Genomic DNA, 26,104 nt, shown 5'->3' with positions numbered 1-26,104 from the left:
TTGACTGATGATCAGTTCATAGAATTGCCAAGAAACTAAAAGCTGTAATCACTATTGAATCCGACTTTATAAAATCCTAAATATTATCCAGATGTTAAACGCTTGTTATCGGGTAACACAGTTGAATTACTTTACTATAAAGCGAACTTACAGAATCCTTCCCTGCTTTGATCCAATATTGAACAGGATGAACACGAAAGAATGTTGAGCTACCGGTTATCTTGAAGCGTGTCCATCCTTATTCAATATCCAAAGACAAATAATAGAACTAAATATATCAGCTTTTACATACTATAAATTTTAGTTTTTATCTATTTTTATTTATACCTTCTGAATACCAATGATTTGTTAAATTTATACTATATTAGTTATATAATACTTCCATAAAATATCACCTTAATGAGTTGGGATATTGTGTTATTCAATTCGAAACAGAAAATTAATGTATTTTAAAGAAATTCAGGAGAATCTATTAATCTGTAATGACATCCAAATCATTGTCTATAATCTATAATAACATTTTTTGTATATGAAATATCTCCTATTTTTTTGCACTCTTTTACTGTCATTAAATGTATTATCACAAAACAAAATCGCTAAACGGCATTACAATGAATTCCTTGAAACAAGAATATTTTCCTCTGACAAGAACAGCATTAAAGATGATAATATAACTCATATAGATATAGGATATTCAAATGAAAAAGCATTCTTCACTAAATTATTTACAAAAGAGACCACAATATTTGATAGAAAAAATGGAGATACTTCACAATCTTTTCTGCATATAGAAAATAACTATTATTTTGATCTAAATTTTGAGGGTGATAAATATATCTTAAATCAAAATTATCCGTGGCTGCATTTACCATCTATCAAGGAAATACATCCTCAAAATCTACCTAAAAATGATGAGATAAATTACTTAAGTAAAATCTCCATTTATAGAGATAGCACTATATATTACTTTACTACACATAAAGACTTCTACGGACAGATAATGCCATTATGGGGTTTTCCTGCAAAATATTTGGGCAGTATAGAGGCACGGGAACAGCAGATTGCAAAAGAATTAAGTGTAATCCAATCGGATGCTGTTAATGATTCTATTTGTGTGCTAGAAATAATCATTTTAAAAACTGGAAAGGTTACAGATGTAAAATCAATTGGAGGAAAAAACTCTGAGCTTAACGATATTGCTGAAAGGGCTGTTTTTCTGGACAGGAACAGAGATTTTGGCAAGTATAAACCTAAGTGGAGAGCAGCAATAATGTACAACAGCGGAAGGCCGATGGACACGAAATTAAAAATGTTTATTAAATTAAAAAAAGATGGCAGTGTACAAATTTTACTTCCAAAAACAATGCAAAACTACACAGGAAACTAACTTATCTAAATCCGTGAGTGTACAAGCAACTATGCTCTTTGATCTCTGCATTTTATTTGGACGGTACTGACCGCAAATAACTATTTACTGTATTTCACATATTGGAAAGGGAAATAAAAAAATCGATTTTATATTCTTTTTTTCGTTAAAATTATTTAACTTTATAGCCACCGATAACCTGAAATTATGAAATATTTATTGTGCCTTTTTTTTTCTTTATTCTCTTTGTATTGTGCTACCGCACAAATTTCGCTAAACCAATCTGCTGAACCCGATCCGAACAGCTGGATAATAAAAGAACTAGCAAAGGCTAAAGTAAAAACAAATAAAGTAAGTTATAAGGATAATTTCTTCCAATATGATACCGTAAGACTAATTGGATTTATTGAAGGTTATAATCCTAAATCAGAATTTACCAGTGGCATAATATATAGTAGCAATCAGCTAACTAGGGAAGATTATCCAACAACCGTTCAGATCTTTCCTGATGGTCGTTTTGAAGCGAGCTACCCTGTGACACATCCTGAAATTTCCTATATAAAATATAGAAATGACAGGTTTACATTTTATATTGAACCTGGGCAAACGTTAGCTTTGCGATTCAAAGTTACTCAAGATCAAAACTTAGAATTAATAGGTTTTGAGGGGCCTCTTGCTGTCGAAAACCAGCAATTAAAAGATTTTGATTGGGGAAAGAATCCTCGAGCTTTCTATCAAAATCGGGAAAAGATATTGAAGGAACAACCTATTTCACAAACAAAAATGCAAATTATTTCTGCTTGGGATTCGGTGCAACATGAAGTAGACGTACGTTTTAGGAAATCCGGATTTTTACCCAAATTAAAAAATCTGATCCATACAGATATTGCACTTTACTATGCGACACAATTAATGGATCTCCAAATGTCCAAAAAAAGTCTTTTTAGAGATGATCCTAAAAATTCTTTTCTTAAAGAACCTCTTCCGACCGATTATTTTGATTTTATGACTCGGTTAAACCTAAACGATTTTGCTTTGTTGGTACCAAATGAATTTTCAAGTTTTATCAATCTCTTCGAATTTTCACCACTTTTTCGTACGCAAGAGTATTATAATGCCTTGAATTGTCAGTTTAAAGGCAACCTATACTTGGTGTTGGATTCGGCAAATAAAAAGTTTAATCCGACAATAGCCAATACCTTAGTTACAGAAGTTGCTAAATTGCGTACCTTGAAGTCTAAATTAGATTATGCTACAGACACCATAAAGATTACAAATCTGACAGATGATCTGTTAACAGTATTAACCAATAAAGATTTAAAAAATGAAGCACTTAAATTGGCGGAGCGTGTAAAAATATCCAAAGACGGTTATTTATTACCAAATACTCCTGCTGGTGCACTCTTTACCAAGATGACAGATAAATATCGTGGCAAGGTCGTGGTTGTCGACTTTTGGGCACAATGGTGTGGACCGTGTCGCCAAGGCATAGAATCAATGAAGGAAAAACGGTTAAAACTCAAAGATAATCCGAATTTGGTATTTGTCTTCGTAACGGATAATGTGGGTACACCAGATGTGGATTTTTATAAGAATTATATTGTTGAAAATGATATGTCTGAATCATATAGAGTATCTGCAGATGAGTATATGGCATTGCGCGAACTATTTAAGTTTAACGGTATCCCTAGGTATGTTTTGATGGACCCGGATGGTACAATCAGAAATGATGATTTCCAAATGCATAATTGGAAATCTGAACTCACTAAAAATTATCCACAACTTTTTAATGATCAATTGATGGAGGCAATTTGATGCGCACTTCGATTGCAGCTAGAAATAAAATCCGAAGATAAGTTAAAGAGTTTTTTAGATCATAATTCTGATTCTTGAACACCTGCCTAGTCAATTTTCAGAAGTCAAGCGTCGATGTTCTCTTTTTTTTAAAACTTCTAGAATGAGAAAAAAAATAGCCAATCACCACATATTAATCGACCAATCTCCTCTTGAATAGCTCCAACTCCCCTGCGATGACATCTGGCCATCTAGCAAAACCTTGTCTAATAATCTCTTCCCCATCTGCTATGGTAAATAGCTGAGACATACTAAAGGCAGACTCACGAATGCCTGCAATCTGTCTAAAAGTTAGCTGTCCTCTGCTCTTAGCAGTTTTTACAGCTTCAGGATGATTGAGTATATATTCTTGGTGTATTTGCTTTAAATTCATCTGTATAGTTTTTTAAATTAATAGATCAATCAGAAAACCCGTAAGAATTTCCCTTCTAACACTTCTTCTGGTACGTCCAAAATCTGCTCGATCACGACTGTCGCAGACTCTTCCTTAAATTCACTCATAAACGCCCATAGGTCGTTTACTTTTGTCGGGACAAAATGCTGTATAACATCATCCACACTATTGTCAGACTTTAAGATATTATATCCCTTATGCTTTAAGTCTTTCAAGATCTCGGTTGTCAATGGTACATTCATCGCAATTAGTATTTATCGTTTTCGCCTTCTTCCAACAGGTCTAAATTTCGATCTTAAATTCCTTTACTATAAAGCGAACTTACAGAACCCTACCCTGCTTTAATCCAATTATTGAACAGGATGAACACGCAAGAATGTTGAGCAACCGATTATCTTGAAGCGTGTCCATCCTTATTCAATATCCAAATATAAATAATAAAACTAAATATATTAGCTTTTATTTACTATAAATTTTAGTTTTAATGTATTTTATTTTGTACATCTTGAATACCAATGATTTATTATATTTAAACAATTACTAGTTGATAATAAAAAATAAAGATTTTAAAAATTCAAAATAATTATGCTTACTATTTATACTGCAACTTCAAGTGATTATCCTATTATCCAAAAGATCGCTCATGAAACTTGGCCAGATACTTTCGGCCCTATTTTATCAGAGGAACAGATCAGTTATATGCTTGATATGATGTACAGCACAAATGCATTATCTGAACAGACCACAAATAAGGGCCATCAGTTTCTAATCGTAAAAGATGAAATAAAGCATTTGGGCTATGCTTCTTACGAATTGAATTATAAAGGTTTGTCGAAAACAAAAATTCATAAAATCTACATTCTTCCTGCATCACAGGGAAAAGGTGTCGGAAAATTACTCATGAAAACAATTACAGATATTGCAATGAAAAACAAAAATCATAGTCTTTCTCTAAATGTGAATAGAGATAATTCTGCTATCGATTTTTATAAGGGTATAGGTTTCGAGAAAGTCGGCGAAGAGAATATTGATATTGGTGATGGTTTTATAATGGAGGATTATATTATGGAAAAAAAATTAGTTTAAATTTAGGAGTCTATCGTAATCATATATACTAAAAATTAGTATTTAAATACTCTATCCTCCCCTCTTTCATTCATTGCTTTGAATAGCAAGGGTACAAATTCGGTCAATCGGGATGTGGCTATCAACTCGGCTGTTGCATTGTCCATTGTATAGGTACCGGTATGGCGGTCTATGATCAAGCTTGCTTTGACTTTGTTCTTAATAACAGATCCATCGATATCTCCATCTACTGATTCTACTTGTATATGTTTAATCTGATTGAGCAATACTGGTGCACCGATAGCGGTGACTATAAACGATCCGTGTTCCTTTGCCCGAGGGCTCATCAATATGGCACTGAAGCCTATAACGGCATCTGCCAGATAACTACGTGCATTTTGCTTTAAAGACTCTACTACGCTCTTATAAAGCTCCTGAAGTTTGTTTTCATAATTGCGGGAGTGCCCAACGAAAAAACCTACGCATCCCGCTCCTATTTCACTCAAAGCTGTTCAATTTCGTCGATGGTAAGCTCGCTACCCTCAACAATTTGCCCTAAAGTTAATCACTTTATCATATATAATTTATCTTCACGGAATGACAGAGCCCTGAGGGGTTCCATATAAATAAACCCCAAGCCCTCGTAAAGCTAATTGAGTTTACTGTCCCCTGCTTAAGCAACAGTAAGAATAGGCTCTTGCTGACAAAAACAATAAACTTCATCAGCAAAATATTTGCCCTGAATCTCTATTACACAAGGAGGTATCATGAAAATTTGCCCAGCTATTAAAAAGCTGTATTCAAAATAATCAACAATTGAAGAGGTTTATAATATTCAATAGCATATTTTTACTTTGACACTCCTTGAGATGCTTAATGTGCTTATCAACTAAGTCAGTCTGCTGCAAAATTAGATTTCTTTCAAGCTTAACATGTTCCTCGACGGCTCCCATCTTTTTAGGAGAATTATTGTAAACAGTAATCAGCTCAAATCGCGGATCATGTTCCAATAAAAACAGTTGTTCATCCAGTTCGACATCATATGTGGCCAGAGCCAATAACCAAGCGCTCAGAAGATCTGAATCCTGTGCAAAGACATACTGTTTATCGTCAGAAAAATGTTTGATTTCGAGCATCAACATAGAGATTGGATCATTCGTGTCATAACTAAAATCCAGAATACGGATCACATCACTTTTTGTAATTTCGCCTGCATCGCTAATGGAGATTTCATCCAAGAACTTTCGCATAAGCCTCTGATAAAGTACAGTCAGCTCCTTCGGTTTTTCGATATTTTTTAGTCCTTTGTAATGGTCCAAAGGCCTATATCCAAATAGGTCTTGCACATGATCCATAAAAATTGCCTGACTTTCGTAGGACACCTCCAAATCAGGTAGATCAATAGTAAATTCGGGTTTAATTTTTTTTAGTAGTTCTTTAAAATGATTAAAACCGAGTGGGTTCATATAGGGCTTTTCACTCCACTTGTTATATAGCTCTATCTGAAATTTTAAAGGCGGAACATCTTGGAAAGCAAATCGGCATGCTAAAATAATAACCTTTCCTATTATTTCTTTTTCCTGATTATTCCATTCATATTTATCAACCTGATGATCAATGAGCTCTGCCATCAAGAAAAATTTTGAAGCCTGCACGTTTAAGACATCATTCATTATTTCATAATAGCATTCTTTTACCTTTGCAAGGTGTTTCTGCTTTATACGAACAGCTTTTTTCCTTTGTATATAGGCTTGCTTTTTCAAATTAAAGTCGTCTAAAAGCATTTGTTTAGTGAAATACTTATACTGAGCAATAAAATGTTTCTGGTCTTTTGTAAATAACTCTTGTCGCGCCAATATACCTATAACATCTGATTCAAGATCTAAAAATTCATCATCCTTTTTTATATCACCTGGAGCAGGAGGATCAACGGTAATATCAATACCCATACTGCACAGCAGCAGACATTCTGCCAAATGCTTAAATCTTCTCTCACTGACGAAAGCTTGATGAAATTCATCATATATTTGATCGATCAATACATCTATATCCGCTCCTGCAACAGTAACAAAAAAATCTAGATCAGTGCGTTTACTGGTTGCGATCTCCATAGCCAGTTCCCGTAAAACCGGGTGCTTTTCCGCCAATTCTAAAATTACATGAGGTCTGAAAAACAGGTTAAAATGACTGAATAACCCTTGCTCAAATTCATACTTGACAGTTTCCATATTTTGCCAGAATATCTGGTTATTTTGCTCAAAGAGTAACATGCCTTTATCTTCCTGTACAAACTTAGTTTTTTGACTATTATATACCTGAAAATGAAAGGTTAGTACTGGATCCGAAGGAATTGAATAGAGGGTAATGGGCTTGTTAAGTTCGAACTTAAATGCGCGCATACTCACATCCTTGCTCAAAAAATTATGGCTTGTCAACTGTGCATCATCTACACATGATCAACAGTGTGAAAAATAACATCTGTACTAGTTTCATACATATGAAGACTTAGCTTATCCTGAGGAACGACTGGCTTGTCATTTAGGAATACTTTCAGTAAAGATTTTTCGCTCATATCTAATTAATTAAATGAATTTTATAAAATTTGAAAATTCGCTTTTTCTTACAACGTTGCTTGCTAACTAATTACGATTTAACTGTACAGCTTTGGTGTACGATTAAAAAATATAGGTTAGCTTGCATGTTCACTCTGAACTTAAAAATAAAATCGGAAGAGTGAGGTAAGAAGTTATTTTTATAATATTTACTTTTATTTACTTCTCTTTATATGGATTCTCCGCTGCAACGATCAATGACTCTGCGGTTAGTAAAAAGATGTTTTTTTTCAGAAGGGATTCCATAGTAAAGCCTACATCAACAAGAACTGGTACCATAGCATCGTATATTGCTTTTGTTTCCATCACTTTACGCTCAACAGCTTTAATTTTATCTGGCGATTGAAAATATAAAGGCATTAAATTGCTTATCAGCTCTTCTTCTTTGGAAAAACCTGTATCATACCATTCATCGATGGCTTCCTCAAGTACCGAATGCCACAAACATATTTTATTGAACTTTTGGTTTTCAACATAATCTCCATCATCTGTCAGTTGCTCAATCTCAACCATAAGCAATAGGGAAAGGTCATTTCGTTGATAGGCATGATCAAGAATTCGAATAAGATCGCTCTTTTGGAAGTCGCCTGTATCGGTTATGGTAAGCTCATCTGCCATCCGCTGCATTAGCATGTGGTAAAGTTCAACGACTTTCGGAGGTTTATCCATTTCTCCTTTTTCTGTTATATGCGATAGCGGTGTAAAGCTGCAACTATCTTGTATATATTGATCCAAAATAGCTCTGGATTCCCTGCTTCCATCCAATTTATCCGTTGGGAGATTCATATTCGGGATAAACATATTTAATATTTCCCCAAACTCTTGCATACCCACATCGCCGACATATGTTTGCCCAGTATAATGCGTGTAAAATTGCAGCTGATCGGCACGAGGTGTTTTCAGTTCAAAAGACTGGTCACAGACAGCAATGATCGCTTCTACCAACGTACCTTTCTCTTTCTCGGTTAAATTGAACCTTTTCATCTGCTCCTCCAACTTTACAGCTACCCAGAAATAGCTCTCCGCCAAAAGATCGGCAGAATCTCCCATAACACCATGATAACAGTCCTTAACCTCTTTCATAATGGCGTTACTCTTGGCGCGTTCCTCTTTCAGCGCTAGATATTCTTGCTTGATCGTATAAAAATTCGCTATCAACGCATCTCTAGAATAATAACGGAAAATAGATTCAAACCTTAACTTCTGCTCGTCCATAAATGTATCGTCATCCAAATCTGAGAAAGCACTATTTGAAGTGCGTTTTAAGGCATCTATTGGAAAAGGCTGTACCTCTACTGGCAGCTCCATGGACTTGATTAATAGGCATTCACATAAATGAGTAAAGCGCTGATCGCTTATATGATAGTGCCTAACTTCAAGTAATATAGCGTCAATAAATGCTAGCAGTCCCTCGTCAGCCTTGCCGACATAGAAATCGAGCGCACTTTGTGAAGATCTAGTGACCTCCATTGCCAATTCTGTTAAAAGAGGGATGCGGTATGACATCTCTAAAAAGTGGCTAGGCCGGAAATGTAAACTACAATAATCTGCCTCATATAGCGATAGTTCATAAGACAGGATTCGATCATTCTGCCATAATAAACAATATTGCAGTTCATTAATCAGTCTCCCGTCTTGCCCATTGACAAATTTCATCTTGTTGTTTCCAGACACCTGTATATGAAATGTAACAACGGGCTGTGCTGGAACAGCATATATTGCTTGTTCATGTTCCATAAAGCAGGATGACTTTTGCAGCGTGGCATTTTTTCCGAAAACGTAATGGCTTTTAATCGTAGAGTTGCCAACAATATATTCCTTGAAATTCAAGTCGGGATCTTGGTTTTGGAAACTAGAATCTTTCCCAGACTCTGGAACCTCTGGCTTATCGTTGAAAAAAACTTGTAAGATTGAATCTTGGCTATATGACTGTTGGTTCATAATGTTATTTTAAATAAAATAATATTTATCAGCTGATATAAAACCTTTAAGATAACAAAATTAATTCACTATAAAGAAATTAAAATAAATAAATTTTACGTTCAGTAAATTTCAATTTTAAATCTTATAGTAGCTTACCATAGAAAAACTAGAAGATAGGGCAATGTATTTTATTTTGAAAGAAGTGGATTGAGCAAATAATCGGAAAAACTGTGCAAGATCATCCCGCATGTTTTGAGGGAGCAGGTAGAAAATAAGATTTCTTCTGTATTCTATTTCTACGGAGGTGGAGCATACACTTCACAGAAAACGGAGGACAATCAAAAGCTTTCTTTCAAAACAGAGAATCAGTAAAAGATAAGTACTTGTTAAACAGGAAAAAAAATGTACTTTTAGATTCTAACAAGGGAAAAATCCTCCTAAACAAGTTTTATTGATACAAGCAATTGTGCTTCATTATACCAATAATTATAGTCCGAGTAAAGGTTTGCAGAAAGAGAGTCTCCAAGCACATTAATATAATATTAATTATAAACGAAATGACAATAAAAAACTATTCCATGATTTTAATACTGCTGAGTGCTTTTTCTTATGCACAAGCACAGGATACAAATAATAATTCGCTGGTTTGGGAAATATCAAAAGATGGTGTTGAAAATAGTTCTTACATAGTATTAACAACTTCTGGCATTTGTGATATTCCTGCTAAAGTTCTTAATAAGGCTTCTGGGCTATCTCGGGAAATCAAAGTATATTATACTGAAAATGCTCTGGGTAATAAAAAATATGACAATTTGAGCGAGGGGTTTCTTATGTTAAAAAAAGGTGAACCATCTATACAAAAATTACTTTCTGCTGATGACTACCTAAAATTGAAAAATAGGATGTCAGAGCAGCATATGGATGAAAAAGTTTTAAATAGATTAAAGCCATTATTAATCTACAATCTTTTAATGAAAAAAGTCTCTCCTGAATGTAATACTCCAAGTGTTGTGCAACAGATTTTTAGAAGATATGCAGACGAACATGGAATTCCAACAAAAGAATTACTTGACATCAACGAGACTTTTGGCTATTTAAATTCCTTTGGTACAGATTTTTATATCGCTGAAATAATAGAGTTATTAAATAATCAGCCTAAAATCTCAGAAGAAATAAAAGAAAAAGCACATCTTTATGAAATTGAAAATCTAGAATCCCTTAAGCAACTGTTTGCTAAAAGTAGTTTTTTAAGCTCAAAAAATAAGAATGCAACAATTGCACAAAATCACATTAAAAAAATATCGAAATTAATTTCAGAAATAAAAGATGGTGGAGCATTGTTTTCCTTAGAATTGACAAATGCGATGGACAATAAAAATAATATATTTGATGAATTGAAGAGTAAAGGATTTACGATTACAATTGTAAATTAGGAAAACTTTTCATGAATTGAATCTAATTATAATAAGTGAGTGTACCAGCAACTGTGCCATTGGTTTCTCTTTAAAAGTTTAAATCCAGCTTTAGTCTATCACCAAATTTAATATATATTTTTGATATGGTCAGTCCCAATTGTGCATTGGCATTGTCCATTTTTCAGAGATTTCCTTTATTATCAGGAACATCAACTTCAAAGAGCCTGCTTAAAACTGAATGTGCCTTAGCGTTTGTAATTTCACGCGCTTGAGGTTCATTCCTTCGATCGGATTACATAATAAACTAATCCTCATGAGTTAAAATCTCTTCGTTTAATTCCTTCGCAAATTTATCTGCTTCCGAAAAAGTAATGTTATCCACTTTTATATTATCTGTCGATTTATCTGATAAAACGATGAAATATACGTACTCATCTGGTCATTTGAATCAGGCATATTAGCCAAAAGATAAAGGTGTAAATCTTCTCCTACAGTTTTAAGCTCATCAATCTGGCCTGCCCAACGACGTACCTTATTCTTAATTGTATCTTCTTTTTGAAGATCAAAGTTTACAGACTCAAAAAAATTGATATGACCATTTTTCCAGGTATGTTCAAATGGTATCTCATCATATTTGGTCTTTACAGTACGGGAGCTTAAAAAAGTAGAAATGTTAAATTCATCAAAATAATATTTAAACATTTTTGTCCATACTTCCTTATCGGATTTAATATCTTGATCAACTTCTATCCAACCCACTGTTAACATTCGTCCAACTAAATAATCTAGGAGATGATCTATCGATATATCTAAAGAATTACGTGTTTCTGAAAACAAAAGAGCACTATCATCTCGCACAAAAGCTCTTCTAGTTATTTCATCAACAGATTTGAAAAAATGAAGTCGCATTATATCATGATCAATCGTTCGTTTTATCTTACTCAAGCTACCATTAATAGTATTTAACTGTTTGATTACGTAACGCGTATTAGCGTGATCAAATAATTGATCTATAGACATGAAAACAATTACAGATATTGCAATGAAAAACAAAAATCACAGTCTTTCTTTAAATGTGAATAGAGATAATTCTGCTATCGATTTTTATAGGGGTATAGGTTTTAAGAAAGTCGGCGAAGAGAACATTGATATTGGTGATGGTTTTATAATGGAGGATTCTATTATGGAAAAAAAATTAGTATTTAAATACTCGATCCTCCACTCTTTCATTCATTGCTTTGAATAGCAAGGGTACAAATTAGGTCAATCGGGATGTGGCTATAAACTCGGCTGTCGCATTGTCCATGGTAAAGATACCGGTAGGGCGCTCTATCATCAAGCTTAATAACAGATCCATCGATATCTCCACCTACTGATTCTACTTGTATATGTTTAATCTGATTGAGCAATACTGGTGTATCGATAGCGGTGATCATAAACTATCGGTTTTCCTTTGCCTGAGAGCTCATCAATATTGGCGCTGAAGCCTATAACGGCATCTTTCCGGTAGTTACGGGTATTTTGTTTTAAAGACGCTACTACGCTCTTATAAAGCTCCTGAAGTTTGTTTTTATAATTGCGGGAGAGCGCAACGAAAAATCCCAAAGGAATCTGCTAAGTAAACTACAAAGCTGGCTCCTGATTGCACTCAAAGCATTGGCTCCACTAACAGCTGTTGCTGAAATGGGATTTTGTGGTGATCGGTTTGATTAAAAAATACGGGAAGCCGTAAGGATGGTATTAAACGTATACAGCCATTCTGTTAAGAATGGCTGTATACGTTTTTTATATGATCTGAGTTTTATTTCAGTTTTTCGATCTCTTCAATGGTAAGACCTGTACCTTTTGCAATATCTGCAATAGGCAAGCCCATTTTCTTGAATTCTAAAGCAATGGCAATAGATTCTTCTCGCTTGCCTTTTTCAATTCCAGACTGAATTCCTTTTTCTCTTTCTTGTCGTTTGATTGTTTCTATTACACCCATTTCATATGTAAATGATTTGTTTTTTATTGGCCATCTGGAGTATCTATACAATTTAATTATAAAATAGTGGCTGTATGGAGAGTTGGATTGTGCCTCCTGTCACTTGATAAATGTATTGATCAAAGTTACTATTTATTTCTTTATCTCGTATAAAAAGAAAACTCTTTAAAAAAACTAAAAAGCTGATTATAGGATCTTTACTATACTTATTGGTCTCGATAAGCCTTCGTGCGATTGTACTACGTTGCTCAGCGAGCTCCTGTTCTGGAACCTTATCTTCATCTAAAGCTTTCTGACATGCCAAGACAATATACGCAAATATATTGTCCATATCGAGTAGCTCTGATTCGTCATGATCAAAAATTTGATAGCTCAAATACTGAAAGCGTAAAGACGTACGGAAAACTGCAAAATGGTATTCATCAGTACATGGCTGTGACCGCCCTCCAGTAAAAACAGCAATGGTCTCCACAGGAACTCGGTAACGATCTAATAGCCTGTAAAAATATTGAAAGATACGATGTGAGAAATCCGAATCATGTCCGCCTTCGATTTCGGTATTCACTAAAATCCACTTCTCGCTTCCGTCTTTTAATTAAACCTTGACCAGAAGATCTGCCACACGCTTCCCTTTTTTACGCTCTCGATAGGGAACGATCCCCAACAATTCTTTATCGTCTGAGCGCTTACTACAAAAAATCAGTCAGCGCATCCAGACCATTTCGTTATTATTAGATAAGAAGAGCGATAAAATACTGATCTATAATTTAATCCATGAATCCCAGCGCTTACTAACCAAGAATCGCGCTCCTGGATTCGACACACAGATAGATGAATTTAAAAACTTACTTCATACACAAAAGGCCAAAGCTAATCACATATTTAAAGATCCTTAAATAAACATAAGCTCTGAATGGCATATTTATATATAAAGGAGAGGCTCCTACAGCAAGGTAGTTAATAGAAATAAATGAAACTTCAGTCGTCTAAGCAATAAGCCCGCTGTTCACGGCGTATTTAATCAGAGAGGCGGTATTTTTAAGAGCGGTCTTTTCAAGTAAACGTTGTCTATGTCCCTCTACGGTACGTTTGCTCAGAAAAAGTTTATCTGCAATTTCGATATTGCTATATCCTTCTCCGATGAGATGTAATATTTCAATTTCTCTTTCTGTCAGTCCACTTTCTGTTATAATTTGCTTTGACTCTTGATATGTAGCAGGATATTTCTGAAGATTAGAAAGGATTGATAATGTCATTTCAGCACATACATATTGTAAACCTTTCATGATTTGCCTAATGCAAAAAAACAATTCGTCAAAATCTACATTTTTCGTTAAATACCCATTCGCTCCTAAATTGAAAGCTTTCATAATATTTGAAATATCATCTTCCATACTAAGAATAATGATTTTTAGACTTGGATACAAATCCTTTACCCGAGCGACCAGTTCCAAGCCGTCCATACCTGGCATCTTCAAATCTGTAATAAGTAGATCTGGTAAATTTTTTGTTTCCAAAATCTCTAATACAGCATGACCATCCTTCCCTTCTCCTACAACTGTCATATCCTGTTGAGATTCTATTAATAATTTCATACCGGTCAGTACAACATCGTGATCATCAGCTAAAATAATGTTAATCATCTTAATCTTCTTTAGTAAAAAAATATAAGATTGGCACACTGAAGAGTTAAATCATCACCGAATAACAGCGTACAGCACTCTTATTTGTAATAATAATATTACAAATGAAAAGCCGTAATGTTTGTTGTTTGCTGATAATTGGTAGAGCTGTATAAAAAGCAACATTCTCAAGATAGTTAATGGCGTCCCTTTAAAATTAAGTTAAACGAGGCGCCTACGGAGATAGCTCCTTTCCTTGGATGAGGTAGATGACTGTGCCTCTTAAAGGATGTTGAACCAAAATGGGTGGAAAATGTACGGTCTTACCAAAAGAAACCATGTCCAGCTTTAATATATAGTTCCTTATTTACCTGTTTCCAGATGCCCGGCATCCACGGGCTTGGATTCAGGAGAACCTTTTTGACGGAGAAAAATAGTTAAAATTACAATTGATGCCACAGATAGAAATTCACTTTGCCAGTTTTGAAATGTTTCAAACCAAAAAAGAGGTTCTTTCAAAAAATCGCTTAAAGTTTTCTCGGGTTCATTTTTAAGGATTTGCTCTTGATTATAATCCATAAAACTGCCGTATAGATGTCCTGCCCAACTGAGAAGAAATAGCAAGACAAAAGCAATAGACAGGGAATTTTGGTAAATCGACAATCTCCAGCCGCCGCGTTTTACAGCATAGGGAGCATCCGGCTTTGAGGGGTCCGGGTCTCGGTCTACTTCTTCGGGTTTTTCGATATCTTTTGACTCGGCGGAACCAATCTGCCTGAGCGAAATGGTAAGTATAACATATAAGGCCATCTGTAGAAATTCGCTTTGGAAATTTTCAAAAGTTGCCGAAAAAAAATGCCCACTAGTTAGATAGGTGGTCAACGCTATGGATGGTGCTCCCAGCTCAACTAGTTCCTGATTATGTTCCTGCCAACCAAAATAAACTTGTGCCCCTATCGCGATAACAAACAGCGCTATAAATACAATAGACAAACTGTTGCGATACATAAAGGTTTTTTTTTGATTTTTGTTTTGTAAACTTTCCATCTTACTCTTTTTACTAAATGTGATAGGTATATTGTTTAAATTTCTAACCAAAGAATCCCTTATCTCGTATAAAAGTTCATTAATTATAATTTTAAAGTATTTTTTACATAAGAACCTGTTTTTAAACATGTAAAGTATTAATTTTATGTGTTACACCAACTATGTGTTAAATGCGTATTTAGTAAAAACAAACACCTATTTTCATTTTCTCTTTCAAATGCTTTAAAAAAGATCAACCAATTCAAAAACCACTTTGGAATTGAAATGATACACATTTTTTGACGTAAAACCATCAACCGTATTTTATACACATTGTGCTATTTTTTTCCCCTCACGATTATCGAGCTTAAACCATTATAGCTTATTAGACGTTATTTTAATATCAATTAAGTAATATATTAATAAGGTAAATTATATGGAAAATGTAAATTTAAATGTCTTGTTCCAAGAAAAAAGACAACAGCTGAACCACTTTGCCAGTCAGTTTACATCCGATTATGATGAAAAGGAAGATCTGGTTCAGGAAACCTTTATCCGGGCGTTAAAATCAATTCATAAATTTATCAATGATCCTAAATTAATGACATGGCTCTATGTCATTATGAAAAATATCTACATCAATCAATACCGCCGCGAAAAGCGCAAAAGTGCTATCTACGATGAGTACGTTCATACCGATTATTTCGATAGTATTGCAATCAATCAAACAGAAAACAAGACCATACAAGATGATATAAACAGGGCCACCGAATGTTTATCGCAGGAAAATGCAGACATCTTTCGATTATATCTGGAAGGCTACAAATATCAGGAAATAGCGGAAACTTATGATCTTCCTGAAGGAACGGTTAAATCGCGCATCCATGTCATTAGAAAAACGTTAAAGCAAAAATTGAAAATGTATGAGATCAATTGATACGAGGTTGCTGACAAAGCATCGTTAGGATCAAAATCTGTACAGTAAGTTATAACTCGATAAAATAATAATAAGGTTTCACTAAACAATTTAATCATGAAAAAAATGAAATTTATTTTGGTTGCTCTAATGGGTATAAATTTAGTATCAGCCTGTGGTAATAGTACAAATAATAAAGATCAAAATAATATGGATAGTTTGCCTTCGGATACAGGCTTGCATCCGGATACCAGCATGCAAGATACGAGTAGCACCATTGAGTACCGAGATTCAAATTCGGCGGAATCATCAAATGGTGTCCTCCCAACCACTCGATAAGGAAACATCAATCCTCTGGTAAGAAAACGGCTCTCTTGCTCTACTAAACTTAGGTTATTACGTAGTTTGTATATTTTAATCTCCAAGACAATGTTATCACCATTAGTGCTTGGAGATTTTTTTAAACGTATGTGTAGGTGATAAAGATTTCAATCTTAAGGGAAATTGAACAAATTGTTTAACTTTTGGTGGTTAAAAATAAAAAAAGCTGGCTACATAGAACCAGCTTTTTTATTTAAAAATTTTATCCGTCAAACTTTTACTGAGCAGCTTCTACATTGGCTTCGTCCATCGCAATTTCGGTTAGGAGAACATCTGTTTCTTTCTCTTCGGCAAGTGTAGCAGCCAAAAGTTCTTCTGCTTCCGAGTGTTCCATCAGTTTGGCATAAGTAACCAAGCAACCGTAACTTGCAATTTCGTAATGCTCAACTTTCTGAGCTGCACAAATCAAGGCCGCGTCCAACACCTCGGGACTGTCCTGGAATTCTTCCATAATTTCCTCAGCCTCGTTTAAGAGACCTTCCATTGCTTTGCATTTTTTACCCCTCGCGGTCAGATTTAAACTGGAAAATACTGATTTTAACCTTTCTATCTGGCCTTCGGTCTGCTTATAGTGTGTTTTAAAAGCTTCCTTCAGTGTATCGCTATGTGCTCCTTCCGATAATTTTTTCAGTCCTTTTAGCAATTGTCTTTCAGCACCTAGGATATCTTTTAATTCATCGACAAATAACTCATGTAAATGTGCATTTGGCATTTCGTTAGATTTGTTTTGTCTAGCCATAATCTTATAGTTTAATTTAACATTTAGATACAGTAAGAACCGCTTGAATCTGGTTATAGTTTAGCCGATGATTAATATTGGGTATAAAATTCAAATGTCAGGTAAAAACTACGGTCCTCGATAAGGACGATTGGAAGATAATTCTGCGATCGCTACTCAGCAGATCTGATCCTGGAATGTCAAAAGATGACTCCTCCCCGGCAATGTCGTATATTTCAAACTGGACCAGAAGATCTGCTACATACCTCCCCTTTAGACGCTCATGATAGGGAAAGATCTCCAAGAATAATCTGCTGACTATTTAATCACTTTTTTGCAAATTCTCTAAATTTACGCTGGTTCCAGCGTCTTATGAAAACCTTATCGTTTTCAAATCTGTAAAAATAGGTATCTCTAAATCTTTCGTACGGCCTAATTAACGTAAAACAATCCCCTTCTGGTAGCGATATAATCTCATGAATCGTCTCTGCTGAAACGAAATGTGAACTTCCTTCTTGCCTATGATGTATTGAAAAAGTATAAGTTCCGTCTTCGTGAATTTCATAAATCTTTTCCACATAACTGCCCTTTAAAATATGCGTGGTAAAACTAAATGGATGGTCGTGTATATGTTCGTTTTCATCTTTTTCACTGAAATGGTGTATGACAGCATCGAATGGCAAACCTTTTAAATGATGTTTCATAAAAACAGCATTCATCTTTTCTCGTTTGATTTTAATATTAATCATGCTAATAAATTTTTCAGTACGGTAATCAGACCTTATTGATAGAATTTTTATTTTCGGTAATCGCACATGTTAAAGTAAAGAGAGTCCGAGAATAAATTTTACATTTTCTTTTACTTTATCATGTATAAAAATAATGAAAAAAGAGGTTAAAACTGTGAGTTTTTGTTTTTATTTTATAACCTAATATCATCTTCAATGACATAATATTTAATAGGTTATATACTTTATTTTCGTGCTACATTATTACAAAATGGCATTAGAATTGTAATAAATTAACATGGAAATAATTGTATCTCCGAGGTTTGAATGATGGTACAAGCAACTTTTAAAGTAACTGTGTAAACCTTTATATTTAAACCATTTGTAAGTTACCACTGCACCTAAATAATAACTATAATATGAACAATTTCTCTCCAAATAAAAACGACATTTTATTCTCGCAATTAGAGATTTTGCCGTCCATACAAAGCTCTATAGTAATCCCAGTCAAAAACGAGGAAACGTACATTGTAAAAACACTCAATTCCTTTGCACAACAAGTTAATATTTTAGGGGAACCACTGCCGGTAGATCAATTTGAAATCTTGATCTTGGCCAATAATTGTTCTGATAATTCAGTTGCATATATTAAAGATTTTCAAACCAAACATCCAGATCTGAACATTTATCTAGAAGAGATAACATTACCATCCGCACAAGCTAATATTGGCTATGTACGTAGAAAACTTATGGAATGTGCCTATTTAAGACTAGCTAAAAATGGTGGTGGTATCATCCTGACCACTGATGGCGACACAATAGTAGCTCAAGATTGGATTGCTCAAACCTATTGGGAAATTGAAAATGGAGCAGAGTGTGTGGGTGGGAGAATTTTACTAGCTGATGATGAGCTGGAGGGGCTTGATGAATATACGCGTTTGCACCATTTTAAAGACGAAAAATATCACCTTTTGATTGCGGAACTGGAAGCTAGAATTATCAATTCATCTTTTGACCCTTTACCGAGACATCATCAACATTTCAACGGTAGTTTTGCTATTACCACCGATTGCTATTATAGATCTGGAGGAGTTCCTGTCGTAAACCAACTTGAGGACTGTGCTTTTTTTGAACGTCTAGAAAGTGTTGATGCTAAAATTCGGCATAGTTGGAAAGTGAAAGTTTACACTTCTGCAAGATGCATAGGTCGAACAGAAATAGGCCTTTCCTACCAATTGAATGAATGGAAAAACTTGGGAAAGCAGGTCGACGAATATTTTGTGGAATCTTGTCCGTCTATTATCAATAGGCTCACAATAAAGAAAAACCTCATGATCTTGTGGGAAATAAAAGAACGCCCCGACTTCGATTTCTATCAAGAGGTAGGAAAAATAGCTCTGGAAATGGCCTTGAATGACGAAATGTATGAGACTTTTAAAAATTCGAGATATTTTGGAGAATGGTATGAAAAAATAATCAAATCAAAGCAAGTCAATGGTCAAGAGGAATTTCCTGCTGTATATATTGATAAAGCAATTAAAGATTTAATGATCAAACTTAAAGAATACGCTCATCATAATTTACCCCAAACATCTATCCTATAACTTTCTGCCCTAGTGGAGAAAATATTTTCCATTTTATGCTGCATCAATTTTTGAAAAGTATCATGTACTTGATCACCTGTTTGAGGATAATCGTGAACTTCCGGAAGCCAATGTACTAAAACTACATGACCGCCAGACGGTAGTCTGGCATACAAACAGCCTATAGCAGATTGCCAATCTGTTTCTGTTAAATAATAAGCTACTTCCGAGATCATGATTAAATTAAATTGTTGCTCAGGCAATTCCTTTGGAAAACTTGCTTTTTTAAAAGTAATATTACTTATTTTTTCACATCGTCTGGCTGCAATATCTAATGCTTTTTGTGAAACATCGATAGCCAACAAATTGGTACTATGCTGCGCTAGAAGCATGGTGAGAACTCCAATAGAACAACCAACTTCTAAAACACTTTCATAATGTTTATTCGGCAAAGCTGCTATTGTAGACACATATTTTGCGGCCTCATATTCGCTGGTTTCAAAATCCCATGGATCTTCATTACTCTCATAGACAGCATTGAAATAGTCAGAAGTTAAAGATTGTTTTTGATTCATTGTTTGGTTATATAAAAAGTCTCATACGGTACATTAAATTGACTAAGCATTTCCTTCGCAAGACGAAATCCCCCCGGATCGTCACTGATCAAATCAGTAATTTGAGAACGATGTTGCGCAATAGCTTCTTGTTTCTTAGCAAGTACAGTGGTAATATCTAAACACAAAGCCATTGACTCGTCACTGGTAGGCCTATCTGCTGCTTTTCCTAATTCTTGAAGCCAAATCGGATATTCATAAATTGTAATACCTGGAGTTGTTGCAGCGCTTAATATTTGAAAGGCAGCCTTATGGTCAGGATGTGGATCTCGACGCCAAGGAACGAAGATAGTTTGAGGCTGCAGCATGTCCAGCATGGTAGATATATTTTCTACCGCTTTCTCAAATTCATCATCATTTCTTGAAGGTACATTTCTATCTGTGTATCTGCAGAAAAAAATATTTTCTGCAGATACACCAAGAATGCCAGCGGCATTGACCAGTTCTTTCTCACGTAGATCTCTCAATTTATCCGCTGGATATTCTTTACTATTCGGATGTGACAAAGTCCCATCGCTCAACAAGACGATATAAACAGTCTGACCATATTTTCGCAAAAGTGAAATAACTCCCCCACAGCCCAGACTCTCATCATCGGCGTGCGGAGCAACTATGAGTGTTGTTCCAAAACCTATAACACAATGTTCCGACGAAATTTGGATATTATCAAAATTGAAGTGTAACATTAACTTTTTGTTTTATTAAAGCTTAGATCCCAGATTTTGCCAGAAGAAATATTGGAGTGTAAAAGACATTTACCTACATCTGCCAATACGGCATCGGGTGCGGGTTGCCTCAAATAGGTGCTGAGATCACGAATGATCCTTCCGAAATGATATGGTTTATTAAGCCCCCTCGCCCCCACGCATTTTTGACAAAGATTTATTACTTCAGTACAGATCTGTTCAATAGCAGTGCGCATCATATTGGCATAAATTATAAAATGTTCCCCCTCTTTTATAGTGGGCTTTTGCATATAATGATCCATTCTTGTAGCGGCAGCATTTAGCCATAGATTTCCTGATTCTACTTCGATCGCCATTTGACCTAAGCGCATATTTTGAAAAGGGTCTTGTATCCTATTTAAGGCTTTAAGATAATTTCTTGTTTCATCCAAAAGTTGCTCAGCTGCACCAAGCTGAACTGCAGCGAAGCGTACTGCCCCACTGCTAAAGCTAGGTTGCAAATAATAGTCTCCTGCTGATCCCAATAGATTTATTTTTGTAATATGGGCTTTGACAAACGTCATTTTAAAACTTCTGCTCGCTTTCATTCCCATTGGATTCCACCAGCTGGGGTCACTTATTACATTTGCTTCATCTAATGGAACCACACACATTTGCCAGGATCCATCTTTTTTAGCGGCTGTCACGATTGGTCGGGTTACATAATCACTACCTGTCGCAAAAGTTTTAGAACCATCTAAATGATAACTACCATTTTTCTTTTTTGATAAGAAAGTACCAACCTCTGATTGAGTATTCCAGACACCGAAGAGTTTACCTTGCGACGCATCAGCTGCAAAAAGCTTTTTTTGTTTTTCACTGCCAAATTGATTGATTAAGAGCTGTGCATTGAAGTGTCCTTCTAATATTCTCCCCATAACTAAATTGCCTTTGCCAATATATTTCAGAATTTTTAGCAATTCCAAATTAGTCCCTGACCTTAAACCTACATTATGACCACCATATTTTTTTGGAACACATGCTGTTAAAAGTTCAGTATCTTTTATTTTTGCCAAAGTTTGTTCCGCAAAGCAACTCACTGAGTCAGTTTCTGCAGCTTCAGAAAGTGATGATTTCCCTATAATTTGAGCGGAAATCACCAATTTTTCTAATTTAGATTTATTCATTTTTTCTAAAATTTACCTCACTGCTTACTAATTTCATATAAAATATGATGAAAATAACTTATGTTTTAAGTATAACTGGTTTATCAACCTACACTTAATCCACTATTCCGATAATAAAAATTATCAGTTATGCTCTGAATTGCATTAATGTGTTTCTTAAATTTTGAAATAGCAATGATACTAGCTATATCAGATACTCTTTCCAAAGAATTTGTATTAAAGATATCGTAGAGACCACTGTGATGCCATTCATCTAAATTATCCCAATCTGGTCGGTCGACAACCGGATATATACAGCATCCAAAAAGAGGAATCTTTGATTTAATTATAGATATGCACTGCTTTGTTATTGACTCAATCCATTTGGCTCGATCTTCTTTAGGATGACTAGTTTCAGATATGATGACTGGCCTTCTATAGCGTTGAAAAACACTTTCAATTAAAGAATGTAGTGTGCGATAATAAGGATGAGCCGGTTCTTCTCCCCATGGTAAGAATTCATGCGTCTCATTGATCCACTGGTTATTATAATAATAATTAACGCCAATAATATCCAGGTATTCAGGCTTACCTCTTAACTCCGGACACATCGCGCCAGAGAGAATATCATGAACTTGAAACTGCTCGATATGCTTTTTTTCAGCTTCGACAAGTGACAAAATATTCGCAGGATCGGAGGTTACAATGCTTATTAAAGGTTCCGTGACCAATATTCTCATGGATGGATCAACTTCTTTCATCATTTCTATTCCTTCTATATAAGCCTTCATTAGCGAATATTTAACCTCCCACCCCTGCCCGACACAGTAAGGAGACGTTCCCCTGACATCACCTCCAAGCCAAGAAAGAAAACTTACTTCATTTATTGGAGTCACTATTAATGGTCCATTGGGAACCAAACTCCGATATTTGGTAACAAATGCACGGCATAAATGGCTAAATCTCCTAGCGAACATGGGATGAAGTGGCGTCAGATCATCAGGAAAACCAAAATGACAGATGTCCCAGATTATTTGAATATTTTTACGTTGCGATACGTGGATAATTTGCTCTACTACTGACCAATCGTACTGGTATGGCTGAGTTTCAACATGACTCCATCTAATTCCTTCACGAACCGTTTGGATACCAAGTCCGTTTAACTGATCGAAGTCTTCTTCCAAATAGATATCGTGCCCTGAAGCGTGGAAAAGATCTACTCTGTTTCCAAATGCATTAAGGTGATCGGCACACTCAAATCCACCCATCAGAAAACTTTTAAAAGGATTCTGATGGGTGCCTGAAAAATCATTAATTAACATATATTTCCTGATTCTTAATTTTGCGATATAGTGCAAGCGACTGTGCTACTACTTGATCCATATTATAATACTTATAAGTCGCTAAACGGCCTGTGAAATATACATTAGGATGTTCTTCCGAAAGCTTTTTATATTGATTATAAACATCCTGATTCTGCTTTCTCGGAATAGGATAATATGGGTCTCCGTCGGCAGTAGGATATTCATATACAATTGTAGTTTTCGGATTCTTTTGTCCTGTTAGATATTTAAACTCCGTAATGCGCGTATAAAGATTAGAAGTTGGATAATTGATTGTCCCAGTTTCCTGATATATTTCCTGATTAAAAGTTTCAAATTTAAAATCAATGGAACGATATGGCAATTTACCATAACAATAATCAAAGTACGAATCTATCGGACCTGTATAGATCATTGTTCTAAAAGGTATGACATCAATAATATCTTTATAATCCGTTTGAAGCATAATGCTAATATTTTTATGTGATAGCATTTTTTTAAACATTTCTGTATAACCGTGTTTAGGCATAGCTTGAAAGTTATCTGTAAAATAACGATCATCTTTATTGGTTCGGGTTGGTACCCGGGCAGTCACTGAAGCATCCAGTTCAGATGGATCAAGATCCCACTGTTTCTTTGTGTATCCTTTAAAAAATTTCTCATATAATTCTTTTCCAACGGCATTCAAGACAACATCTTCGGAAGAGAGAATAGGATTTCTTTTTTCAGCTTTTGATGCTAAAAAAGAAGTAACTTCATCTGAAGTCAGATTTTTACCGTAAAGCTCATTAATAGTGGTCAGGTTAATGGGAATAGGAACCAATAAACCATCTACACTGCCTAATACTCTGTGCTCATAAGGCCGCCATTCGGTAAATCTACTTAGATATCGAAAAACATCCTCAGAATTAGTGTGAAAAATATGAGGACCATATTTATGAATTAGGATACCGTCTTCGTTGTAATAATCATAGGCATTCCCTGCAATATGATCCCGTTTATCCACAATTAATATTTTTTTTCCTTCTGCTGCAAGACGCTCTGCTAAAACTGCGCCGGCAAATCCGCAACCTACTATTAAAAAATCATACATGATCGATCTCCTTTTGTACTGTTGAAATGTGGTTATTATTCATTTTTACTTTATTAATAAGTGCATTCATTTTATTAAAGGTGTGATCCCAAGAATCATTCTCTAAAAAATGATCAACCATTTTCAACCATTGATCTTTTTCAGTGCTAGCAAATATTCTTTCTGCCACTGAAATAAAGTCATTGGGGCTATCTATAATCTGAACTAAACCTGCACTACCATAAGGGTGCACAACGTCTTTTATTGCAGTTGATATGACTGGTCTACCAGCAGCTAGATATTCAGGTGTTTTTGTGGGACTTATAAATTCTGTGGATTCATTTAAAGCAAATAATATAAGAGCGATATCCCAATGGGCAATGTAAGATGGTAATTCTGCATAATTTTTTGGACCTAAATAATGTATATTGGAGGCCCTAGGTAAATCATCTGGATTAATCTTTACAACAGGCCCTATAATTACAAATTGCCAGTCTGGACGTTGCGCCGAAACTGTACGTAGTAATTCAATGTCAAACCTTTCGTCTACAACACCAAAAAATCCTAGTCTCGGAAAGCCAATAGACTTTTGGTCTTCAGGATCATTCTGAACACTTCTTGCCTGTACAAAATGTTCTTTGTCAATACTGCTTGGCATCGCATGAATATTATGATGTCTGTTTTTCTTTGCCTGGTACAGTGTATGTCCTCCTGTAAAAACTACATCTGCTTTACTGAACAACTCATTTTCCAGCTCTAACAATTGTGGTGGAGCAAATCTGAACGCGGATAGCTCATCCATCGAATCATAAATAATAATATCCGGTGTAAGATTCCGGGTAAACTGAAGGGCCATTGGGGTATAATACCAGCAGCTGTAATGTTTAATTTTATATTCTTCTAAAAGTTGATTGATTAGAATTTGGATTCTATAATTAGTAGTTGGATCATGACTAGTAATCATGAGTTCTACAATACAAACATTATCCTGGACATTAACGCTGTACATATCGGTATGTCCGATTCTGGGTTCTTCAAAATAAAATACCCGATAAGTGTTAGCAAATCTGGATAAAAGATGTTGGGGCCGCTGGTAAACAAAATTCCAGGACAGATGACTAAAACATAATAAGTTATGCATGGTAATGTAATTTAATTGTTAGTGATTTTATTAATCTAATTAATTATAATATAGCTAAAAACGAAACATTATAATAAACTAGATACAGTCCATTATTTGATATTAATTTCAATAAATATCAGTTAAACTTGTGCTCAAATGATTTGCTGGGATAATAGCCAGCGTACTAGGTTGCGAAATTGTTGGTTATAGAACTGTTTCAAAAGATAATAACCATAATAGATCCTCCTTTTACAATGAAATAATAACGTTCCTTGCAGATCTTACTCTGCAATAGGTTTAGCTATGAACTATTGACTTTCATATGATCTACCTGTGGTGTTACTCCGGAGCTGATTTTTTTTGTTTAATCATCTGTTATGATTTAAAATTTTGTTAATGGTTTTTGCAAGAACTGTTTTAGCAGCTCTAAATCATTTTGCTATAAGGACAAACGATGATGGAAAAAAGTTCAGCTGTAATTACTGAAATTTTTAGTTTAAAAAAATACATTTACATTCTTAAAGATCGCATAATCGAAATATTTTACTTCCGAGA

Annotated in this window: 27 protein-coding genes; 7 read left to right on the top strand and 20 right to left on the bottom strand. The window is 34.8% G+C overall.

Annotated features, from left to right (window positions below; all coding sequences use genetic code 11):
• The first annotated feature begins 529 nt into the window (after positions 1–529).
• Positions 530–1,387 carry a hypothetical protein gene (locus HCX49_RS05755; RefSeq protein WP_168126466.1) on the top strand — a complete coding sequence of 286 codons (858 nt, stop codon included), beginning with the start codon at positions 530–532 and terminating at the stop codon, positions 1,385–1,387.
• Positions 1,388–1,573: 186 nt separating this feature from the next.
• Positions 1,574–3,181 (top strand): TlpA family protein disulfide reductase, encoded by a 1,608-nt coding sequence (locus tag HCX49_RS05750; RefSeq protein WP_168126465.1) that lies wholly within the window; start codon positions 1,574–1,576, stop codon positions 3,179–3,181.
• A 172-nt stretch (positions 3,182–3,353) separates the two neighbouring features.
• On the opposite strand, the gene HCX49_RS05745 is transcribed toward HCX49_RS05750, so the two are convergent.
• Complete coding sequence (locus tag HCX49_RS05745; RefSeq protein ID WP_168126464.1) at positions 3,354–3,593, bottom strand: hypothetical protein; 240 nt, start codon at positions 3,591–3,593, stop codon at positions 3,354–3,356.
• 29 nt (positions 3,594–3,622) lie between these two features.
• Positions 3,623–3,856 (bottom strand): hypothetical protein, encoded by a 234-nt coding sequence (locus HCX49_RS05740; RefSeq protein WP_168126463.1) that lies wholly within the window; start codon positions 3,854–3,856, stop codon positions 3,623–3,625.
• Positions 3,857–4,199: 343 nt separating this feature from the next.
• Here HCX49_RS05740 and HCX49_RS05735 point away from each other — a divergent pair, with 343 nt between their 5' ends.
• Positions 4,200–4,700 (top strand): GNAT family N-acetyltransferase, encoded by a 501-nt coding sequence (locus tag HCX49_RS05735; RefSeq protein WP_168126462.1) that lies wholly within the window; start codon positions 4,200–4,202, stop codon positions 4,698–4,700.
• A gap of 35 nt (positions 4,701–4,735) precedes the next feature.
• Here the strand turns inward: HCX49_RS05735 and HCX49_RS05730 are convergent, their stop codons facing one another.
• From HCX49_RS05730 to HCX49_RS05720, 4 genes are all read right to left on the bottom strand, one after another.
• Positions 4,736–5,185, bottom strand: coding sequence for a heavy metal-binding domain-containing protein (locus HCX49_RS05730; RefSeq protein WP_168126461.1), 450 nt, complete (start codon positions 5,183–5,185; stop codon positions 4,736–4,738).
• A 303-nt stretch (positions 5,186–5,488) separates the two neighbouring features.
• Complete coding sequence (locus tag HCX49_RS05725; protein ID WP_168126460.1) at positions 5,489–7,078, bottom strand: hypothetical protein; 1,590 nt, start codon at positions 7,076–7,078, stop codon at positions 5,489–5,491.
• 47 nt (positions 7,079–7,125) lie between these two features.
• Positions 7,126–7,251 (bottom strand): hypothetical protein, encoded by a 126-nt coding sequence (locus HCX49_RS25660; protein WP_262887323.1) that lies wholly within the window; start codon positions 7,249–7,251, stop codon positions 7,126–7,128.
• Positions 7,252–7,450: 199 nt separating this feature from the next.
• Positions 7,451–9,232, bottom strand: coding sequence for a hypothetical protein (locus tag HCX49_RS05720; RefSeq protein WP_168126459.1), 1,782 nt, complete (start codon positions 9,230–9,232; stop codon positions 7,451–7,453).
• 560 nt (positions 9,233–9,792) lie between these two features.
• Between HCX49_RS05720 and HCX49_RS05715 the strand changes: the two genes are divergently transcribed.
• Positions 9,793–10,647, top strand: a complete 855-nt coding sequence (locus tag HCX49_RS05715) for a TraB/GumN family protein (RefSeq protein WP_168126458.1) — start codon at positions 9,793–9,795, stop codon at positions 10,645–10,647.
• Positions 10,648–11,013: 366 nt separating this feature from the next.
• Here the strand turns inward: HCX49_RS05715 and HCX49_RS05710 are convergent, their stop codons facing one another.
• From HCX49_RS05710 to HCX49_RS05680, 6 genes are all read right to left on the bottom strand, one after another.
• A complete protein-coding gene (locus HCX49_RS05710; protein WP_168126457.1) occupies positions 11,014–11,649 on the bottom strand; it encodes a hypothetical protein in 636 nt (211 codons plus the stop codon).
• A 206-nt stretch (positions 11,650–11,855) separates the two neighbouring features.
• The gene (locus HCX49_RS05700; protein WP_168126456.1) at positions 11,856–12,065 is read right to left on the bottom strand and encodes a hypothetical protein; all 210 of its coding nucleotides are present in this window, start codon (positions 12,063–12,065) and stop codon (positions 11,856–11,858) included.
• A gap of 365 nt (positions 12,066–12,430) precedes the next feature.
• Positions 12,431–12,613, bottom strand: coding sequence for a hypothetical protein (locus HCX49_RS05695; protein ID WP_168126455.1), 183 nt, complete (start codon positions 12,611–12,613; stop codon positions 12,431–12,433).
• Positions 12,614–12,665: 52 nt separating this feature from the next.
• On the bottom strand, positions 12,666–13,178 hold the full coding sequence (locus HCX49_RS05690) for a hypothetical protein (RefSeq protein WP_168126454.1): 513 nt from the start codon (positions 13,176–13,178) through the stop codon (positions 12,666–12,668).
• Between the two features lie 421 nt (positions 13,179–13,599).
• The gene (locus tag HCX49_RS05685; protein ID WP_168126453.1) at positions 13,600–14,256 is read right to left on the bottom strand and encodes a response regulator transcription factor; all 657 of its coding nucleotides are present in this window, start codon (positions 14,254–14,256) and stop codon (positions 13,600–13,602) included.
• Positions 14,257–14,598: 342 nt separating this feature from the next.
• Entirely contained in the window at positions 14,599–15,282 is a 684-nt protein-coding gene (locus tag HCX49_RS05680; RefSeq protein ID WP_132767886.1) for a DUF6766 family protein, read from the bottom strand.
• Positions 15,283–15,697: 415 nt separating this feature from the next.
• Between HCX49_RS05680 and HCX49_RS05675 the strand changes: the two genes are divergently transcribed.
• The gene (locus HCX49_RS05675) at positions 15,698–16,198 is read left to right on the top strand and encodes an RNA polymerase sigma factor (protein WP_168126452.1); all 501 of its coding nucleotides are present in this window, start codon (positions 15,698–15,700) and stop codon (positions 16,196–16,198) included.
• A gap of 96 nt (positions 16,199–16,294) precedes the next feature.
• Entirely contained in the window at positions 16,295–16,516 is a 222-nt protein-coding gene (locus tag HCX49_RS05670; RefSeq protein WP_132767882.1) for a hypothetical protein, read from the top strand.
• A 259-nt stretch (positions 16,517–16,775) separates the two neighbouring features.
• Here the strand turns inward: HCX49_RS05670 and HCX49_RS05665 are convergent, their stop codons facing one another.
• Both HCX49_RS05665 and HCX49_RS05660 read right to left on the bottom strand, forming a co-directional pair.
• Complete coding sequence (locus tag HCX49_RS05665) at positions 16,776–17,297, bottom strand: ferritin-like domain-containing protein (RefSeq protein WP_132767880.1); 522 nt, start codon at positions 17,295–17,297, stop codon at positions 16,776–16,778.
• A gap of 305 nt (positions 17,298–17,602) precedes the next feature.
• Complete coding sequence (locus tag HCX49_RS05660) at positions 17,603–17,980, bottom strand: hypothetical protein (protein WP_168126451.1); 378 nt, start codon at positions 17,978–17,980, stop codon at positions 17,603–17,605.
• 443 nt (positions 17,981–18,423) lie between these two features.
• On the opposite strand from HCX49_RS05660, the gene HCX49_RS05655 reads away from it, so the two are divergent.
• Positions 18,424–19,608, top strand: coding sequence for a glycosyltransferase (locus HCX49_RS05655; protein ID WP_168126450.1), 1,185 nt, complete (start codon positions 18,424–18,426; stop codon positions 19,606–19,608).
• Here HCX49_RS05655 and HCX49_RS05650 read toward each other — a convergent pair.
• From HCX49_RS05650 to HCX49_RS05625, 6 genes are all read right to left on the bottom strand, one after another.
• Positions 19,578–20,162 carry a class I SAM-dependent DNA methyltransferase gene (locus tag HCX49_RS05650; RefSeq protein ID WP_168126449.1) on the bottom strand — a complete coding sequence of 195 codons (585 nt, stop codon included), beginning with the start codon at positions 20,160–20,162 and terminating at the stop codon, positions 19,578–19,580. The genes HCX49_RS05655 and HCX49_RS05650 overlap by 31 nt on opposite strands.
• Positions 20,159–20,887: a PIG-L deacetylase family protein gene (locus HCX49_RS05645; protein ID WP_168126448.1), complete on the bottom strand. Its 729-nt coding sequence runs from the start codon at positions 20,885–20,887 to the stop codon at positions 20,159–20,161. Before HCX49_RS05645 ends, HCX49_RS05650 begins: the two co-directional genes overlap by 4 nt.
• Positions 20,887–22,053 carry an acyl-CoA dehydrogenase family protein gene (locus HCX49_RS05640; RefSeq protein ID WP_168126447.1) on the bottom strand — a complete coding sequence of 389 codons (1,167 nt, stop codon included), beginning with the start codon at positions 22,051–22,053 and terminating at the stop codon, positions 20,887–20,889. Before HCX49_RS05640 ends, HCX49_RS05645 begins: the two co-directional genes overlap by 1 nt.
• 83 nt (positions 22,054–22,136) lie before the next feature.
• Positions 22,137–23,354 (bottom strand): amine oxidase, encoded by a 1,218-nt coding sequence (locus tag HCX49_RS05635; protein WP_168126446.1) that lies wholly within the window; start codon positions 23,352–23,354, stop codon positions 22,137–22,139.
• Entirely contained in the window at positions 23,344–24,447 is a 1,104-nt protein-coding gene (gene glf / locus HCX49_RS05630; protein ID WP_168126445.1) for a UDP-galactopyranose mutase, read from the bottom strand. The genes HCX49_RS05635 and glf overlap by 11 nt, the downstream gene beginning before the upstream one ends.
• Complete coding sequence (locus HCX49_RS05625) at positions 24,440–25,567, bottom strand: glycosyltransferase family 1 protein (RefSeq protein WP_168126444.1); 1,128 nt, start codon at positions 25,565–25,567, stop codon at positions 24,440–24,442. Before HCX49_RS05625 ends, glf begins: the two co-directional genes overlap by 8 nt.
• Positions 25,568–26,104: the final 537 nt, after the last annotated feature.

Source organism: Sphingobacterium sp. B16(2022) (assembly GCF_012030425.1).
GTDB lineage: Bacteria > Bacteroidota > Bacteroidia > Sphingobacteriales > Sphingobacteriaceae > Sphingobacterium > Sphingobacterium anhuiense.
The sequence above is the reverse complement of the archived record's forward strand: the minus strand, read 5'-3'. Positions and strand labels throughout refer to the sequence as shown.

Coding starts and splice junctions, on each gene's coding strand:
- HCX49_RS05750 (WP_168126465.1), top strand. CDS start 1,574: ATGAAATATTTATTGTGCCTTTTTTTTTCTTTATTCTCTTTGTATTGT.
- HCX49_RS05720 (WP_168126459.1), bottom strand. CDS start 9,232: ATGAACCAACAGTCATATAGCCAAGATTCAATCTTACAAGTTTTTTTC.
- HCX49_RS05695 (WP_168126455.1), bottom strand. CDS start 12,613: ATGGGTGTAATAGAAACAATCAAACGACAAGAAAGAGAAAAAGGAATT.
- HCX49_RS05710 (WP_168126457.1), bottom strand. CDS start 11,649: ATGTCTATAGATCAATTATTTGATCACGCTAATACGCGTTACGTAATC.
- HCX49_RS05715 (WP_168126458.1), top strand. CDS start 9,793: ATGATTTTAATACTGCTGAGTGCTTTTTCTTATGCACAAGCACAGGAT.
- HCX49_RS25660 (WP_262887323.1), bottom strand. CDS start 7,251: ATGAGCGAAAAATCTTTACTGAAAGTATTCCTAAATGACAAGCCAGTC.
- HCX49_RS05755 (WP_168126466.1), top strand. CDS start 530: ATGAAATATCTCCTATTTTTTTGCACTCTTTTACTGTCATTAAATGTA.
- HCX49_RS05680 (WP_132767886.1), bottom strand. CDS start 15,282: ATGGAAAGTTTACAAAACAAAAATCAAAAAAAAACCTTTATGTATCGC.
- HCX49_RS05645 (WP_168126448.1), bottom strand. CDS start 20,887: ATGTTACACTTCAATTTTGATAATATCCAAATTTCGTCGGAACATTGT.
- HCX49_RS05655 (WP_168126450.1), top strand. CDS start 18,424: ATGAACAATTTCTCTCCAAATAAAAACGACATTTTATTCTCGCAATTA.
- HCX49_RS05685 (WP_168126453.1), bottom strand. CDS start 14,256: ATGATTAACATTATTTTAGCTGATGATCACGATGTTGTACTGACCGGT.
- HCX49_RS05665 (WP_132767880.1), bottom strand. CDS start 17,297: ATGGCTAGACAAAACAAATCTAACGAAATGCCAAATGCACATTTACAT.
- HCX49_RS05745 (WP_168126464.1), bottom strand. CDS start 3,593: ATGAATTTAAAGCAAATACACCAAGAATATATACTCAATCATCCTGAA.
- HCX49_RS05670 (WP_132767882.1), top strand. CDS start 16,295: ATGAAAAAAATGAAATTTATTTTGGTTGCTCTAATGGGTATAAATTTA.
- HCX49_RS05725 (WP_168126460.1), bottom strand. CDS start 7,078: ATGCGCGCATTTAAGTTCGAACTTAACAAGCCCATTACCCTCTATTCA.
- glf (WP_168126445.1), bottom strand. CDS start 24,447: ATGTATGATTTTTTAATAGTAGGTTGCGGATTTGCCGGCGCAGTTTTA.
- HCX49_RS05650 (WP_168126449.1), bottom strand. CDS start 20,162: ATGAATCAAAAACAATCTTTAACTTCTGACTATTTCAATGCTGTCTAT.
- HCX49_RS05660 (WP_168126451.1), bottom strand. CDS start 17,980: ATGAAACATCATTTAAAAGGTTTGCCATTCGATGCTGTCATACACCAT.
- HCX49_RS05735 (WP_168126462.1), top strand. CDS start 4,200: ATGCTTACTATTTATACTGCAACTTCAAGTGATTATCCTATTATCCAA.
- HCX49_RS05640 (WP_168126447.1), bottom strand. CDS start 22,053: ATGAATAAATCTAAATTAGAAAAATTGGTGATTTCCGCTCAAATTATA.
- HCX49_RS05625 (WP_168126444.1), bottom strand. CDS start 25,567: ATGCATAACTTATTATGTTTTAGTCATCTGTCCTGGAATTTTGTTTAC.
- HCX49_RS05675 (WP_168126452.1), top strand. CDS start 15,698: ATGGAAAATGTAAATTTAAATGTCTTGTTCCAAGAAAAAAGACAACAG.
- HCX49_RS05740 (WP_168126463.1), bottom strand. CDS start 3,856: ATGAATGTACCATTGACAACCGAGATCTTGAAAGACTTAAAGCATAAG.
- HCX49_RS05635 (WP_168126446.1), bottom strand. CDS start 23,354: ATGTTAATTAATGATTTTTCAGGCACCCATCAGAATCCTTTTAAAAGT.
- HCX49_RS05700 (WP_168126456.1), bottom strand. CDS start 12,065: ATGATCACCGCTATCGATACACCAGTATTGCTCAATCAGATTAAACAT.